Below are 17281 nucleotides of genomic sequence, written 5' to 3' on the forward strand. Positions count from 1 at the left end.
GTATTCACCAGCTAAACAACTGCACTAATTATATAAATTAAAGAACTACGGAGTTTATGATGAAACTTTCTGACTTATTCAAGGTTAGTCTTGTAGCCTCAGCAATGGCACTAACAGCTTGTGGTGGCGATATTGAAATCAACCCAACTGTTAATGATAACAGCACGAACACGGACAACAGCGTTAACAATTCAAACAACACATCCGGTGGTTCTGACGAAGAAGAAATCGTGTGTGCAAGCTACGAAACTGATGCTGGTACAGTTGAAGGTGTAGCAAGCGGTAATGACTGTGTATATAACGATTCATTCGCAAGCAAAACAATCTCAATCACTAGTAACATTACTTTTGAAGAGTTACCAGAAGGTGGTGTGCACCTGTTCGCTGATGCACTTCAAATTGGTGAAGATGGCGACACAACATCCGGTTTTACTATTCCAGCAAACGGCCCAACAATGACAGTTAAGCCGGGTGCAACACTGGCTTTCGAATCGGGTGAGGCAATCATTCGTATCGCACGTGGCGCTAAAATCCAAGCAATCGGTACTGAAGATAAACCAATCACATTCACATCTGCAAATGCATTTGACCGTTTCGACAGTGCTGGTAATGGCGCTCGTTACGCTGACTGGGGTGGTATCATCATCAATGGTCAAGGTATCACGGACCAATGTACAGACGCAGAGCGTGATGGCGGTACGTGTAACGTAGCTTCAGAAGGTATCACTAGCTACTTCGGTGGTAACGACAACACTGATTCAAGCGGTAGCATCAAATGGGCTAAGATTTGGTACGCAGGTTCAGGCCCTCGTGTAGGTGGTGAAGGTGATGACCTTAACTCACTAACACTTAATGCTGTTGGTTCTGGTTCAGCATTCGATTACATCCACATTCACCAAGGCTTCGATGATGGTATCGAAATCTTCGGCGGTGCAACAACACTTAAACATGTTGTCGTCACTGACACGCAAGATGACTCGTTTGACTTCGATGCGGGTTGGCAAGGTGCGGCGCAATACCTATTCGTACAACACGGTACTGTGACACTAAACGACGGCTCAGTTGTATACATGGGTAACAATGGTTTTGAATCAGACGGTGTGAAAGGTTCTTCAACTGCGCAAGTTTCACCTTCGAACCCAACTATTGCGAACGTTACTATTGTAACAACTGACGGTAACTCAGTACGTGATGATGACCCTTCACAAGCATATAAGTTTGATGATCAGTTCAACGCAAGCATCTACAACGCACTTATCGTGAAGAAAAACGCAGTTAACACAGCGTGTATCGAGCACTCAAGCGATGGTGAGAAGCAGGTTGATAATATCATGTTCACAAGCTCAGTGATGGCATGTTCTGCAAACTTCGTAGGTTCAGATACATTCGCTGGTGGCCCACTAGCTGGTCAAACTAAAGCATCATGGTTTGAAAACGGTGGCGCAAGCGAAATCCTAACAGATGACGTAGCAGTACTTGCTGACAACGGTTTTGCAACAAACACAGCGTCAACAGACGTAACAGTAACAGCGAACGACTTAAGCTCTCTTGATTCATTCTTTGACTCAGTAGACTACATCGGCGCGGTATCAGACCAAGATACAGATTCAAGCTGGTACAAATGGGTTGAAGCGGCTCTAGCAGCAGCGCAAGCAGACTAATTAGTCTCAAAACACACCCATTGAACACTTGAAAAAGGCGCCTTGGGGCTTGAACAACAAGCATCAGGCGCCTGTTTTGTATAAACTGATTAGGATGTAAACCATGTCTAAACAACATAAGCTAAATCGACTAGCTTGGGCTGTTGGCTTTGGATTGTTTGCCCAATCTAATGCCCTAATGGCGGCAGAGGAAGACGTACAAACTGCAGAAAACCAAGAAATAGAAGAAGTGGTTGCAGTTGGTACACGCTTGCAAGGCAGTGCGGCGGCAGTCATAGAAGAACGTAAAAACCAAGCGTTCGTTGCCGATATCCTGGGTGCAGAGCAACTTTCTCGTACTGGCGACAGTGATGCAGCATCGGCACTACGTCGTGTAACCGGTCTGACACTTGTTGATGGTAAATTTATTTACGTTCGTGGTCTTGGTGAGCGTTATTCAAGCGCCCGTCTCAATGGCGCCTACATTCCAAGCCCAGACCTGACTCGTAACGTTATCCCTCTGGATATCTTCCCAGCAAGTATCATTGAGAGTATGGCTGTACAAAAGGCGTATTCACCCAATATGCCCGCAGCGTTTGGTGGCGGTAACATTGATATCCGTACTAAATCTGTACCGGATGAGTTCGTCGCTGGTATCGAAGTTGGTGTTGGCTACAACACTGCTGCGGATGAAGGTTACACGTATTCGCGCAATGAAGATGGCACGCCACAAGCACTACAAGATGCGATTGTTCGCTATCATGGCGACTTTACCATTGGCAATATTGTTGACCGCGACAATCTCGTAGATGGCGATACGACACGTGCGCAACAAGCGACAGCCATTAACAATGCCTTGTTACAGTCTCTTCCTCGAAACTACGTGCTAAAAGACGAATCTTTAGACCCAGAATACGACATCAAAGCGCATTGGGGTGACAACTTCGAAGAGTCTATCTTTGGTGGTAATATTGGCTTTATGCTCAGTGGTTCATACTCAACAGAGTGGGATTTTGAAGAGCGTTTTAGCTCTGTAATCGCACAAGATGTGGATGACAGCTGTAGCCGTACATTAAATAATGAAGAGGAAATTACCACTTCTTGTTTTAACACGGTAAAAGACTCACGCGTTACGATTGAGAATGAACGTTACAACGGCACATTGAGCCTGGGTTATCGTCTGGGTACGCACAGTATTTCAGCACAGCAACTTTATATCATCGACAATGAAGATGAGTCTGAAATTGCTATCTCACAAAGCCCAGCAGGGAGCTCGACGTTTACTATCGCAGGTGATGGTATTGCCAACCGCAACCATGAGTTTAATTACGAAGAGCGTCAGCTCAACGTCACTCAATTTATCGGTCAGCACACTTTTCTTGATTATTGGGGATTGGGCGCCGATTGGCAATATACGGAATCAAAAGCGACGACGGACATCCCAACCAATGTTGATTTTGAATTCCGCGATAGCTACGACACGTCTGGTAAGTATGCAGGTTCAGCGATTACGGGTGATGATAACCGTGTGATCATGTCATACACCGACATGGAAGAACGCGTAAAATCATACAGCGGTAATGTGACCTTACCACTTACATTTGAGTCGGCGGAAGTCGAATTAAAAGGTGGTTATGATTTCTCTGACCGTGCACGTATCTTTAATACTTCAAGTTTTGCTATTAACAACAGTGCTGGTGCGTCAATTGACATAAATGATGGAAGCCAAAGCCCGTTGAGCAATGGTAGTTACTTAAATGACACATTCATTGGTGAAAATGCCATTTTAGTTGATTTCAACGAGCCAACAGCACCGGATGCGGATGATTACATCGCGGCACAAAAAATTGATGCAGGCTATGCTCAATTTGATGTGCTGTACGATCAATGGCTGCGTATCAGTGGTGGTATTCGTTATGAGCAATTTCGTCAAACTTCAATCGGTACATCCAGCTTAATCTTTGACGCAGACGATTTGAATACGTACTACGATCCTGAAAAAATCGAAGCAGGCTCAATCAATGAAGACGATTGGTATCCGGCTCTATCACTGACGTATTTAGGTGGCGAGACGTATCAAGTACGTGCGGGTTACGGTGAAACTGTGGTTCGTCCTGATTTTCGTGAAATTGTACCAGTGACTTACTTCGATCCATTAACAGATATTCGTACTTTTGGTCGTACAGGTCTGAAGAGTAGCCCAATCAAGAATTTTGACTTGCGCTACGAACATTATGGTGAAGCGGGTAATTCATTCAGTGTTGCTGCGTTCTATAAAGACATCGAAGCGCCTATTGAAACGATTTTGCGAATCGGTGATGAAGATTACTCAGCCACCTTCGTTAATGGTGAAACAGCGGAAGTTTATGGTATCGAAGCGGAATGGTTGCAAGACCTGACGTTTGTGACCGATGGCTTATTTACCAGCGGTAATATCACCTTAAGTGACTCTGAAGCGACCATTGATCCAGCTTTGGCAGGTACCTTGACTAACCCTACAAAACGTATGACGGGTCATTCAGAGTACGTTGTGAACTTGCAGCTTAGCTACGACTCACTAGATGGTATGCACAGTGCATCTATGGTGTATAACGTGTTCGGTGAGCGAATCTTAGCAGCCGGTGTGGCCGGTCGTGACGATGCGTACGAGCAGCCGTTCCACTCGCTTGATTTAGTGTATACCTTCTACCCTGATTTCAATTCAAAAGTGAAATTCAAGGTGCAGAATATCTTGAATGAAGATCAAGAAGTGACTCAGTCTGACATCGTTGTTCGTTCGAAAGACGAAGGTGTTGGCCTAAGCTTGAGTTACTCTTACGAGTTCTAAGCCCTTACGCACTGAAAACCCAGCTTCGGCTGGGTTTTTTTATGACCAAAATTTAAGGCCTCGTGCTAATAGCCACCGACTATGAAATAAATTAATTTTGCTTCCTAGCCCCTAGAGTAATCGATTAAGCGGTGTTATTGTCAGCGATTCCCCCGCAGCGTTACCGCGGGTACTCACGCAATATGTTTAATGTCTTTTCATAAGGAAACCAGAATGAAAAAAGTAGGCCTAGTAGGCTGGCGCGGTATGGTTGGTTCCGTACTGCTTGAGCGAATGCAACAAGAAAACGATTTTGCTCATATTGACGTGACCTTTTTTACCACCTCACAAGCTGGTCAATTAGGGCCAGATATCGCAGGCGAAGCCAAACCATTACTCAATGCGTTCGATATTGAGTCACTTGCGCAAATGGACATAGTAATAACCTGCCAAGGTGGTGATTACACAAATGAAGTATATCAACCGCTTCGCGATAGCGGCTGGCAGGGCTATTGGATTGACGCGGCATCAGCGCTGCGCATGAAAGACGACAGCATTATCGTTTTAGATCCTGTTAACAAAGACGTGATTGAACAAGGGCTAGAGCAGGGCGTAAAAACCTTTGTTGGCGGTAACTGCACTGTGTCACTTATGCTCTTGGCGCTAGGTGGCCTGTTCGAGCAAGACTTGGTGGAGTGGGTCAGCCCCATGACTTATCAAGCGGCATCGGGTGCTGGCGCTCGCAATATGAAAGAGCTACTGGCGCAAATGGGGGAATTGCATCACGTAGTGGCTGACGATGTCACTAACCCAAGCAGTGCCATTCTCGATATCGATAAGAAAGTCGCCACCAAGATGAAAGACGGCAGCCTGAGCTGCGACCAATTCGGTGTGCCGTTAGCTGGAAGCTTAATTCCTTGGATTGATGTGCCTATGCCATCAGGCCAAAGTAAAGAAGAATGGAAAGCTCAAGTTGAAGCTAACAAGATTATGGGTTCGAGCAAACAGCCTATCCCAATTGACGGTTTATGTGTTCGAGTGGGGATGATGCGTTGTCACGCTCAGGCATTGACGATTAAACTCCGTGAGGACATCAGTGTCGAGAAAATTGAACAAATTCTCGCATCCCATAACGAGTGGGTGGATGTTATCGTCAATGAACGCGGCGCTTCAAGCGAAGAGCTAACGCCTGTGAATGTTGCAGGTACCCTACGCATTCCTGTAGGCCGTATTCGCAAACTCAGCATGGGCCCTAAATACATAAGTGCGTTCACCGTAGGTGACCAACTGTTGTGGGGCGCAGCAGAGCCACTTCGCCGTATGCTGCGCATTATCGTCGACTAATCTCGATAAGCAGTTAACGACAATAAAGAGTCCCTGTCATCAGGGATTTTTTATTGCTGATGAAAATCGCGGGAAGTCGACAACAAGCATTTTTACAGAACGTGCCAGTACCCAATATAATTACACTTGATTTACCTGAAAATATAGACATTTATGGCTATCACGCCTAGCATGTAAGCAGATTTCGCTGAATATATTTCAGGCAAAAGTTCAGGTTTTTTGCACTTTTATCTTAGTAGTAGCCAATGTTTATGTAGGATGCATAGCGTGTTTAGGTTTTCTGTATTTTTCATTTTTTTATTCTCTTTGTGTAGTGAAGCTCGCGATATTAAAGGCGGTTACCCGGATCACTTCCCTCCATTTAGTATTGCTGGCGAACAAGTAACAGGAATCATTCCTGATCTATTGAAAGCAACCAACCAATATAGCGAACATGCATACTACGCAGGGCCGTACGCGCGTAAAGCACTGAGAATGCTATCCGAGGGACAGTTAGATTTTTTGTTTGACTCGCAGCGTTGGACGAAAAATGCTGAGCAATACTACTGGAGCACGCCGATTACCTTGATCAATGATGTGCTTATTCTGCCGATAGACGCTACAGCTCAGTTTGCCAGTGTCGATGACTTAATTCATACCTCTAGGTTGAGTGCTAAACCAATGCGACTCGGTACTCGTTATGAATATACTTACCCGACATTGGACGATGCATTTGCCAAAGGGGACCTTGCCAAGCGTAATTTTTATTCGGATTTTGCTATGTTACGGGCGTTGATGAAATCAGAACAAACGGGGATAGACGCTATAGTCATGTCAGAGTTTGTGTATGACTTTTTAATTCTCAATAACCCGCATTTACAACACCGTTTTAAAAAGGCAGGCTTCATTATTGATCAAGCGCCATACCAGTTCGCATTCCCAAAAACCAATGATGGCAAGCTTAATATGTTAATCACCAATCAAGCATTGGCGAGGCTGCATGCCACGGGCAAGATAGAAGAAATCATTAAGCGTTATGCAAATTAACACTATAACTTGTTCTTTGTATTGATGATTAAATTGCAACTTTTCAATATTCATACCCTTAATGGGTACATTATATCGAGGTTTTTAGTCTTAAATATTTGCATTCCAACGCATTAATTTAAAACACTTTTTGAAATATGTATTAAGCTAATTGTAGACAATTATATGGATATGGTTAGCGAATGCCTCTGATAATAAAACCTAAAAAATTACGCTTCACGATTAGACTTACGCTAATCGCCTCATTCGTATTGGCGTGTGCCTTTACGGCATTGGTGGGTATTACGTTGCAATTCTTGTTTAGTAATCATCTCGCTAAAACCACGGCAGAAGAAAAGTTTCAATCAATCGCAGAACAAAGCACCCACCAAGCGGCTCTCCAAGAGCGCAGCGCGATCAGCTTAACTAAGGCACTTAAATATAATTTAATTTTGCAAGAGATGGACGCAACAGACGTCGACCGCAATACCTTGCTAGCACTGAGTTCATTATTGGAAGGTAACAATAAGGTATTTTCGTTATTCATTGGCCTTAGTAATGGAGACTATGTCGAGCTGTCGAATTTAGAGTCAGCCTATGGGTTACGCAGCGCCTGGGGGGCAGCGCCGAGCGATCGGTGGATCTTATTACGTGTTACAGACAACGAAGGGCAACGCACCCAATTTACTTCGTATTTAAACAGCGACTTAAGTACTCGTCTCACGAAAGAGCAAAAAACCAATTACAACGCGCAAACACGACCTTGGTTTAAAAGTGCAAACTCACAAAGTGTCACTAAGGTGCCGCCTTATATGTTCAGCTTTATAAACAAGCCAGGGACGAGCTACACCATTAAAAATGACAATGGCGATGTCTTTGGCGCGGGCATAGTGATGTCTTCGCTGTCAGAGTATATGTCGATTAGCGGTTATGTTGGTGCCACTAAGGCCTATATGTTCGATGAAAATGGCGTAGTTCGGGCTCAGAATATTAGTGATGTTACACACGTTCAAAATACCCAAGCTCGCCTGGAGTTGACTGAAGAGCAGCGAAAAGTGATCGACGATATAGGCGTGATCACCGTTGGCGTAATGGATGACTACCCTCCGTTTGAATACAACCTCTCGGGTGAGCCAAGAGGTTATGGCCTTGATCGCATGCGTATTGCGGCCAAAATGTTGGGGCTCAAACTAAATCTAGTAAATGGCTACACATTCTCTGAGTTAATGGAACAGTTAGAGAATAAGCAAATAGACGCCTTATTAGGCTTAATGAAAACCGAGAAGCGCAAGGAGTTCGGGCGCTTTGCTGGGCCACATTATTTGCCTAAAGTAGTGTTTGCTACTCGTGATCCTTCGCTTGCAAAAGGGACATCCCTACAAGCATTAACGAATAAGCGTATCGCGGCGCAAAAAGGATACGCGATTACGGGCTTTTTACAGCGTAGCCTGCCTAACGCCACTTTTGTTGAATACAATGACACCTTAAGCGCCATGCGCGGCGTTGAAAATGGCGAAGTAGATGTTGCATTCGACCTGCAAGCGGTTGTGCAATATATTGAAACTTATTTCTATATTGAAAACTTATACGTCAGCCCTGAAATACAGGAGTTTAAAGGCGAAAACGACTTTGGCTTACATCACATAGTACACAAAGATCTTGAGCCTTTGATTGAGCTAATCGATCTGGCGCAATCGCAAATTACGCCTGCTACTCAAGCGCAATTAGAAAAACGTTGGCTTACATTTTCAGATGATCAAAGTGAAGCCACAGCGCTGTCACAATTGCCGTCCTCACAAATTCTCGAGCTAGCAAAACAAGAATACTCTCTCAACGACTTAACAAGCATTGATATCAATGGTGAGCCTTTCTTGATTTATATACGCCCGATCACCGGATTAGTGAAGACACAAAACCGCGAATACATGGCATTTCTTGTCAGTGAAGAGGCTGCATTTTCTGAGCTCAATCACTATTTACGTAACGCTGTTATCGTAACGTTAGGCATACTGGGCTTAGTGCTTATTGTGATCACTCAAATCGCCCGCAATATGGCGAACCCGATTCAGCGTCTTATTCAAGAGAATCATAAAATCAGCCACCGCAACTATGAAGAAGTGCATTATGTATCCTCGCATATCGAAGAAATCCACCAGCTGTCGCAATCTTTGGTGAATATGTCTGAGTCCATTTGTGAATTTGAGGTAGGGCAAAAGGAGTTGCTCGATTCATTCATTCAAATCATCGCTCAAGCTATCGATGAAAAGTCGCCCTACACAGGGGGTCACTGCGCGCGGGTACCTGAACTTGCATTAATGTTAGCGCAAGAGGCGAATAATTCTGACGATCCAAATTTTGTCGATTTTAGATTCAAAACCAAGGAGCAATGGCGCGAATTTGAAGTGGCAGCATGGTTGCACGACTGTGGCAAAATCACGACCCCAGAGCACATAGTTGATAAAGGCTCGAAGCTAGAGTGTATCTATAACCGTATCCACGAAGTGCGTATGCGCTTTGAAGTGTTATTGCGCGACACTGAAATCGCCTATCTCAAAGCACTAATTGAACAGCCGGATAACATGGAAGCATTAGCAAAAGACTGCGCGCAGCAGCGCCAAGCGATCATTGATGACTTTGAGTTTATCGCTAAGTGCAACGTTGGCGGCGAGTTTATGGAAGATGCCGATATTGAGCGAGTGGCAAAAATTGCCGAGCGCAAATGGTACCGAAACCTCAACGATCGTCTCGGCTTGTCACCAGAAGAGGCGCGTCATATGCGTAACTTCCCGGATTTTGAACCCGGAGAAGAGGCGATTCTCAATGACAAGGCCGAGCATATCTATAAACGTGTCAACGATGTAGAAGCGCGTGACAAGGGCTACGGTTTTAATATGAAAGTGCCCGAGAATAAGCAAAATCTTGGTGAGTTGTATAACTTAGGTATCAAACGTGGCACGCTCACACCGGAAGACCGATATATTATCAATGAGCATATCACCAGTACCATTCGTATGCTGGAAACCTTGCCTCTGCCAGAAGACCTTTCTCGCGTACCGGAATATGCCGGTGGTCACCATGAAAAGCTAGATGGCGGCGGTTACCCGCGTGGTTTAACTGGCGAGCAAATGTCGATTCCGGCACGTATTATGGCCATAGCCGATATTTTCGAGGCGCTAACAGCTAATGACCGACCTTATAAGCAGGCAAAAACCTTGTCACAGTCTTTGAAAATAATGAAGTTTATGGCCAAAGACCAACATATTGATAAGGAGTTGTTTAAGTTATTCCTAACGTCAGGTGTGTATCACGACTACGCTATGCAGTATTTGCGTGAAGACCAGATTGATGACATCGACATCAACGACTATCTCGTTGACTAGAGAGGGGCCTCCCTCAGGGCGCTGGCGCAAAGCCGACAAGGTTGAGACGCCAGCGCGTTAACGCGCCAATATTGCCAGGAGCTCTATCCGCTACGCTCAGTGTCCACGTGCCGTGGGCACTTTCGCCATTAAAGGTATTTATCTGATAATGTTGATAAATATCATTGAGTGAACCGCCATCGCGGTTATGAAGAATATGCTGATTGCCGCTAGGCGAAATAAGCGTCACTTCTAGGTCGCTTCGCCATGTATGGCGAACCGCTAGCTCCACTTCCAGTGAGTATGTTGTGAGCGGGTTTGGTACATAGATGGTGCTGGTGGTCGCGGTAGCGCTATTATCTTCAATATGGATTATTTCTTCATTGGCGAAAGTGACGCTTTGTGCGCCTGCGGGGATGACATTGAGCATCACTGCGGATTGCTGCACATGGCGTTCGCTTCCTGCCGTGACAGTAAAGGTATATTTGCCATTTTGGGTGTGCTGTTGTGTAGGTACAGTCAACGAAAATTGCCCTTTATCGACAAGTTGCGGTGTTGATAAGCTCGCGCCAGGCAAGGGCGACGCAACACTCAGTTGCCATTGTTGTTGCGCTGTTACGTTTGCACTGTTTTTGTCGGTCTGTTTATTGTGGTTTTGAGTATCTAACGAAAATTCAAATGTTGCACTGGTGCCAGCATTGACCGTTTGCTCTGTCGTTGGACAACTAAGTGTCACTTTCTCGGTTGGTCGTTGTGCGCTAACGGGTTTTACTTTGTTGCTTTCAGAGGATGATTGCCCAATTGTGGGGGCGAGGGAGTGATGAAACGGGTTGAGTATGTCAAACACATTTAGGTGATTATTGTTGTTTCGCTGGTAGCCTAATCCAGTTGCTTCATGTAGCACTGGGTGATGATTTCCTTCATTGCTAATGGTGCTAACGAAGAGCATGCCCGCAGTGATAATAGTTAATGAGAATGGCACAATAATAACCTCGTAAATATGTCCGTGTTTACGGGCCGATTAAAGATTGTTAATCACCGCAAACGAAATAAGAAGGCTCACAAGGAGCCTTCTCAGGGTCTACAGCTTACTTACGTTTACCTTTTGTCTTAGGAGAAGCCACGATGGTCTCTTCCAAAGAACAGTTGGTAGTAGCGCCAGTTTCACATACTTGGTAAGTGAAGCTAGTCGCAGTAGAGTTAAAGCGATCTGTGTAGCTTGTCTTTCTTACACCAGAGTCAATCAGTGCACCGTCACGGTATACATCAAACTCAGTTGCAGTTTGTGCAGTCCAAGATAGGCTTGCTACTACACGGTCACCCGATGTTTCAGCGTCACCTTGTACAAAGATAGTTGGCTCTGGTACAGGCTCAGTCACAGTTACGTCTTTAGTGATTGAGTGCTCGGCACCGTCATCATCGCTTACAGTTAGGGTTACTGTGTAAGTACCCGCAGCTGTGTAGCTGTGTGAAGGGTTAGCTAGAGTTGAGCTAGCGCCGTCACCGAAGTTCCAAGAGTGAGTTGTTACCGCACCGTCAGTGTCACCAGATAGGTCAGTGAACTGAACGTTAAGGTCAGTAGCGGCGAAGCTGAAGTCAGCTACTGGCGCTTCGTTTGCAGGTGCATCTACAACAGTCAGAGTTACTTGCTTCGAGTCGAATGCTTCATCATTATCCCACGCTACCGCAGTTACTGTGTGGTCGCCTGCAACTAGTGAGTTAGTGCTGAATAGACCGCCAGTACCAATCTTGCCGTTGAAGTTTGAGTACCAATCGATACGTGAGCTGATGTCACCTTCTTCTTCGTCGATAGCTGTTGCTGCGAAGGTTACGCTGTCGCCTAGGTTGAAGCTAGTGCCACCAGTAGGTGCAGTGATGGTCACTACAGGTGCGTTGTTTTCAGCCGGTGGTGGTAGTATCGCGTCACCGTTAGATGCTGAGATGCTCCAGCTGTTAAGTACGCCGTTCATGGTGTAGCTTGACGTATCTTCAGCGTATAGGCGCCATTTACCCTTGCTTGACTCACCTGCGAATTCTACTGGAGTAAAGGTATGGATAAGGTCTTTATTCCAGAAGTCACGCCAAGTTACCAGTTTCACAAGAGTACCAGCTGGAGACTGTAACCAAACGTTCAAGTATTGAACTGAATCGTAAGAGATGTTTACAGACACTTCTAGGGCATCGATAGCAACACCGGTAGGTAGGTCGATTTCAGTGAATACACGGCCGCCCCACTCAGGAAGTGCAATGGCTGTGTTGTTAGAACCACTTACCGTAGTGTTAGCAGCTGCTACAGAGAACTCGATGCTCTGGTTGGTCGTTTGACCTGCTGAGTCGGTAACAGACGCCGTTACTACATGGTCGCCAGCAGATAGGTCAGACTTAGTAAAGCTTGCACCGTTGCCGATAACTCCATCCACACTTGACGTCCATTCTACAGTTGAAGTTAGGTCGCCATCTTCAGTGTCGCTTGCATTTGCAGAGAAACTTACCGTTTCGCCAACAAGGAAAGCACTGTTGTTTGCAGGAGTCGCGATAGACACGTTAGGAGCGAAGTCAGTAGCACCTAGAGGCGCGCCGCTTAGCTTCAACGTCCAGTTATTTAGAATACCGGCGTTGTTGTTGTTGTGGTCTTCTACTTGTAGCGTCCAGTTACCTAGGGCGTTATCAAGCTCGTGGTCGTAGTTTACAAAGTCCATCTCAAGACGGTTTGTGCCTTGGCCTTCGAAGCTGCGAAGTACTGACTCTTTACCGTTAGGTGCTACTAGCTTGATCACTAGGTCAGCGATGTTGTCGTGAGTGATATCAACGTGACCTGCAACCTCAGTGATGATCATCTCATGAGGTACATTGATGACACTTTCAGCAGGTGCTTCAGGTGCATCATCAGCAATCAATACCGCTTCGTTATTGCTGAAGCTGGTAGTTGTACTGCCTTCTGGCCATACGCGTAGAGTTAGAGGTAATGTCTTAGTGATATCACCGTCTACCGCTGTAACAGTCATCTGGTAAGTACCCGGAGCCGTCGCGGTTGTGGTGTTGATAGTCATAGTTGTAGCTGAATCAGCAGCAACAGGGTTTTGACTAAATAGCACTTGTGCATCTAAAGCTGGAACAGTCGATAGGCTTAGATCCGCATCGCCTGTGAAACCACCAGCTGCAGTTAAATCGATAACGAAGTTTTGGCTTTCACTTTGGTTAACTGTTGCAGACGAAGGAGTGGCATTCATAAAGAATGAAGGACCCGTACCGCCTGAATCAGCCAAGGCATTAAACACGTTCATGCGCTTGCCGTTGATGGTTTTGCCTTGTAGTGCGGCTACGTCATCACCTGTGCTCATTAGGATGTTTTTAAGCTGTGCTGTAGTTAGATCTGGGTTACCAGATAGCAAAAGTGCAGCAGCACCGGCTACGTGAGGTGTGGCCATTGAAGTTCCGCTAAGCGTGTCATATTGACCGCCAGGAACGGTAGATACAATGAATGAACCCGGAGCGGCAATGTGTACCAGCTCGTCACCGAAATTCGAGAAGCCAGAAAGGTTATCTGCACTGTCGGTAGAGGCAACGGCCATTACGTTTGGTACATCATAACCTGCAGGGTAGAAACCACCGGCATCGATATCAGATGAATCGTTACCTGCGGCAGCTACGAATAGCATATCGGCATTGTTAGCTGCTGTGATCGCGTCTTTTAGAGTTTGTGTGAAACCACCGCCACCCCAGCTGTTATTTAGAACACGAACGTTGTTGCCCGCATTCTTAAGTCCGATCATATAGTCGATACATTGCACACCATCAGCAAGCGTACCGCCGCCTGAGCCTAGGAAGCTACAACCAACCATGCTTGTGCGCCAGTTAACACCAACAACACCGAGGGCATTATCACCTTGTGCGCCGATAGTACCAGCTACGTGAGTACCGTGAAGACCTGTGTCTTGAGGGTTACCATTGTCTAGGATCGCAGAGATACCGTGAATGTCATCGATGTATCCGTTACCGTCGTCATCGATACCGTTTCCAGGGATCTCGTTAGGGTTACGCCAGATGTTATTTACTAGGTCCGGGTGTTGGAAATCGAAACCAGTATCTATAACACCAACAAGTACAGATGCATCACCTATGGTGTAATCCCAAGCTGCTTCAGCAGAGATTTTTTGCATACCATAAAGGTTTGCATAGCTAGGGTCATTTGGAGTCGCTTGGTGCTTAACGATAAAGTTAGGCTCTGCGTACTCCACAAGAGGGTGGTTCTTTAGACTCGCCAACACGTTTTCGACATGGCGGCCGTTTCCGAGCTTTAAAACAGCTAGTCGTCCATTTGCGATGTGACGAAGGCGGTCATCTACACCGTCATCATTTTTATCTTTGAACGATACGCCAAGATTTTGCGTTAACGCTTTACGTTCTTTTTTAGATACTTTCTGTTTGAATTTAACAATAACACTTTGTTGGTCATAAGCAGGCGCTGCTTTTACTGGAGCCTGGCTTACCGCTAACGCGATAGGGCTGATAGTCGCAAGTAGCGTGGTGCCTACAAGTGTTGATACTAGTTTGGAAGATGATTTACTGGGCGTTTTCATCATCAAGTCTCCTGTTGTTTTAGCAATGTAAAGTTATGGTTGATTTGTACGACCCACTTCAATCTCCCTGTAAGGCGCACGACGCATTTGTATGCGGATGTATATAGTTATATACCTCAAAATGTATATAATCAATACAAATGCAGCAAAAAATTCACATTTATTTATAAAATATGTATTAAATATTACTAACTAATTGTTTTTAAAGACTTAGTTTTTCGTTTGAAACCGTGGTCTGAAAGGCGCTTATGGCACTTCCCATGACGTAAACTGGGCAGTTAAGAGTTGAGTCATGCAGGCAAAAAGCAATAAAACGCAATGTGTATACACAAATACACAAATACACAAATGCACAAATACAGAGGTATGGATTTAGAGGGAGTAGTGAGATTTCACAAATAAAAAAGCAGCGGCCCAATGGGGAAGGGCACACTGCTTTGGTTAAGGTCCAACTAGAAAGAGATTGTAATTACTTCTGAGCACAAGCTAGTGTCTATTGAATCACACGCTTGATAGGTGAACGTACCCGAGGCATTGCGGTTAAATTTATCGCCGTACACCGTGTTTGGCGCTACCTTGGCTATGAAAGTACCATTTCGATACAGATTCACATCTCGGCTCGCAGCGGCCACTAACTCAACCACATTTTTACCCTTCATCATGGCATGAGATGCTGTCAGTTCAGGTGGCGTAGGCTCGCCTGTCGGTGGCTCTGTAGGGGGGGGTGTCGTGCCTTGACAGCCATTGGCGGTTAGGTAATTACTGGCATCGTTTGCCTGCACAATACCGTAGCCAAAGTACACATCGTGACCTTGCGCACCTGAGTCCAATGCAGTTGCTTTGAGTGCTGCGCGAATTTCTTCGCCAGTACATTCAGGGAAATTAGACCAAACTAACGCAGCGATACCCGCCACAGCAGGTGTAGCCATTGATGTACCGCTCATGTAGCCGTAATCTGAGGCACCAATAGATATTGAGGCACTGATTGAACCGACAAGCGCATCGCGCTGTGCAAGTGCAGCTCCAGCAGCTGGGATAGATGTCGCGTTTGCATCACCGAGCGTGCCATAAAGCATGCCTTCAACATTGTTGACGATAATCGCGCCCACGCCGCCTGAGTTTTCACAATTGAGCACTTTGTCGTGGAAGCTGATATTGCCCCGGTCGATTACACAGATTTTACCTGCAGCGTTTGAATCTGGGATTTCTGCGGTACCCATGAAATAGGTATTAGCAGTGATGTTGCCTGTGTTTTCCATACCAGAAGTCGGGATTGCTGTACCGTCTACTGTCAGGGCGCTAAGGCTTGCCATACCCGCCGGATAGGTCGACAGCGTTTGGACGCCACCCGCCGTTGCTTCAACACAAATGGTTTCATCGAAAGTGGCGCGCTTGCCACGGCCACTGGAACAACTTGGGAATTGAGAAAATTCAGCAATGTTGTTATCGGCATCATTGGCGCCGATCATCATCACTGATGGGTATCCAGCAGGGTATGAGCGCGCTGAGTTGCCATCATTACCCGCTGCGGCCACGATTAAGCCACCATCAGCCACGAAATTAGCGAATGCGTTAGACTCAGTATTATTAGCGCCGCCACCGCCAAGGCTCATGTTAATAATATTGGCGCCACCTTGCGCACATTGCTGTGTCGCATAGGCCAAATCAGAAGAATAAGCCCAGCCGCTAGCGGTGAATACCTTAACGATGTGCATTGGCACGCCTGGTGCCATGCCCACAACGCCATAGCCGTTATCAGCAGCGCCAATAGTACCTGCAACGTGGGTGCCGTGTGGTCCACCATTGACGTCCCAAGCACCCGTGCCCGGGTCATCACTGCCGGTGATGGCATTCCAATTAAAGTCGCTATTTGAACGGTCAAGGCCTGAATCGATAACACACACTTTAATGTCGCTATTGGCATTGAACATCAACTGGTTAGCTTGTGATTGATACACGGCATAAGGTGTAAGTTGTTGGTTGGTTGGGTTGCCTGCATCGTCATTAAACAACGCCATCGCTGAGCGTCGTTGGTCTAACTCTACGAGTTTAATGTGTGGGTTGTTTAATAAGCCCTTTACCTCGCTTAAGTCTTTACCTTCAAACGTGGCAGCGATAAAGCCGTCGCCATCGACGTTAATATCTGCGCCCATTTGCGCAGCCAGAGCTTTAACAATGCCTTTATTTGCGTTATCTACTTGGATCACGTAACGCGAGTCTTGGGCATAGAGGTTGGTTGCCATACCCAAGGACAAAGCGGCGATAGCGCTAGCTATTTTGGTTACTTTCATAACAATACTCCAATTCGTGTAGGTCATTGCACACAGATGAAACTTTGTCCTTAAACCACACAGTTACATCGACCTACTGCGGAATTTGGTAACGGTTGAGAAGGTAATCCTTGTTCTTAAGTGACCGAAATATAACCAAATTCATTATCAGTGGTGAGCTTCAAAACTAAAGAAGCAAGTTTATGTATCGATTTGTATATAAATCAATATATACATTTATATACATAAAAACACAAAAGATCAAAGAATATTTAAC

At 45.7% G+C, this 17281-nt stretch carries 8 protein-coding genes; 5 read left to right on the plus strand and 3 right to left on the minus strand.

All coding sequences use genetic code 11. The features are described 5' to 3' along the window. The first annotated feature begins 59 nt into the window (after positions 1-59). From V1358_RS14940 to V1358_RS14960, 5 genes are all read left to right on the plus strand, one after another. Positions 60-1661, plus strand: a complete 1602-nt coding sequence (locus tag V1358_RS14940; RefSeq protein ID WP_347390100.1) for a beta-helix domain-containing protein — start codon at positions 60-62, stop codon at positions 1659-1661. A 103-nt stretch (positions 1662-1764) separates the two neighbouring features. Continuing rightward, a complete protein-coding gene (locus tag V1358_RS14945; protein WP_347394040.1) occupies positions 1765-4467 on the plus strand; it encodes a TonB-dependent receptor domain-containing protein in 2703 nt (900 codons plus the stop codon). A 213-nt stretch (positions 4468-4680) separates the two neighbouring features. Beyond that, a complete protein-coding gene (gene asd, locus V1358_RS14950; RefSeq protein WP_347394041.1) occupies positions 4681-5790 on the plus strand; it encodes an aspartate-semialdehyde dehydrogenase in 1110 nt (369 codons plus the stop codon). A gap of 267 nt (positions 5791-6057) precedes the next feature. After that, positions 6058-6816: a substrate-binding periplasmic protein gene (locus V1358_RS14955; RefSeq protein ID WP_347394042.1), complete on the plus strand. Its 759-nt coding sequence runs from the start codon at positions 6058-6060 to the stop codon at positions 6814-6816. A gap of 182 nt (positions 6817-6998) precedes the next feature. After that, positions 6999-10175, plus strand: a complete 3177-nt coding sequence (locus tag V1358_RS14960; protein WP_347394043.1) for an HD domain-containing phosphohydrolase — start codon at positions 6999-7001, stop codon at positions 10173-10175. A 13-nt stretch (positions 10176-10188) separates the two neighbouring features. Here the strand turns inward: V1358_RS14960 and V1358_RS14965 are convergent, their stop codons facing one another. The 3 genes from V1358_RS14965 to V1358_RS14975 form a co-directional block, all read right to left on the minus strand. Then, positions 10189-11136 (minus strand): proprotein convertase P-domain-containing protein, encoded by a 948-nt coding sequence (locus V1358_RS14965; RefSeq protein WP_347394044.1) that lies wholly within the window; start codon positions 11134-11136, stop codon positions 10189-10191. A 106-nt stretch (positions 11137-11242) separates the two neighbouring features. After that, positions 11243-14737 (minus strand): S8 family serine peptidase, encoded by a 3495-nt coding sequence (locus tag V1358_RS14970; RefSeq protein ID WP_347394045.1) that lies wholly within the window; start codon positions 14735-14737, stop codon positions 11243-11245. A gap of 449 nt (positions 14738-15186) precedes the next feature. Continuing rightward, positions 15187-17025, minus strand: a complete 1839-nt coding sequence (locus V1358_RS14975) for a S8 family serine peptidase (RefSeq protein WP_347394046.1) — start codon at positions 17023-17025, stop codon at positions 15187-15189. Between the last annotated feature and the right edge of the window lie 256 nt (positions 17026-17281).

Source organism: Pseudoalteromonas pernae (assembly GCF_039831865.1).
Taxonomy (GTDB): domain Bacteria; phylum Pseudomonadota; class Gammaproteobacteria; order Enterobacterales; family Alteromonadaceae; genus Pseudoalteromonas; species Pseudoalteromonas pernae.

Bases quoted from the DNA above. Each gene is read 5' to 3' on its own strand.
- V1358_RS14945 (WP_347394040.1), top strand. From the start codon at position 1,765: ATGTCTAAACAACATAAGCTAAATCGACTAGCTTGGGCTGTTGGCTTT.
- V1358_RS14975 (WP_347394046.1), bottom strand. From the start codon at position 17,025: ATGAAAGTAACCAAAATAGCTAGCGCTATCGCCGCTTTGTCCTTGGGT.
- asd (WP_347394041.1), top strand. From the start codon at position 4,681: ATGAAAAAAGTAGGCCTAGTAGGCTGGCGCGGTATGGTTGGTTCCGTA.
- V1358_RS14940 (WP_347390100.1), top strand. From the start codon at position 60: ATGAAACTTTCTGACTTATTCAAGGTTAGTCTTGTAGCCTCAGCAATG.
- V1358_RS14960 (WP_347394043.1), top strand. From the start codon at position 6,999: ATGCCTCTGATAATAAAACCTAAAAAATTACGCTTCACGATTAGACTT.
- V1358_RS14970 (WP_347394045.1), bottom strand. From the start codon at position 14,737: ATGATGAAAACGCCCAGTAAATCATCTTCCAAACTAGTATCAACACTT.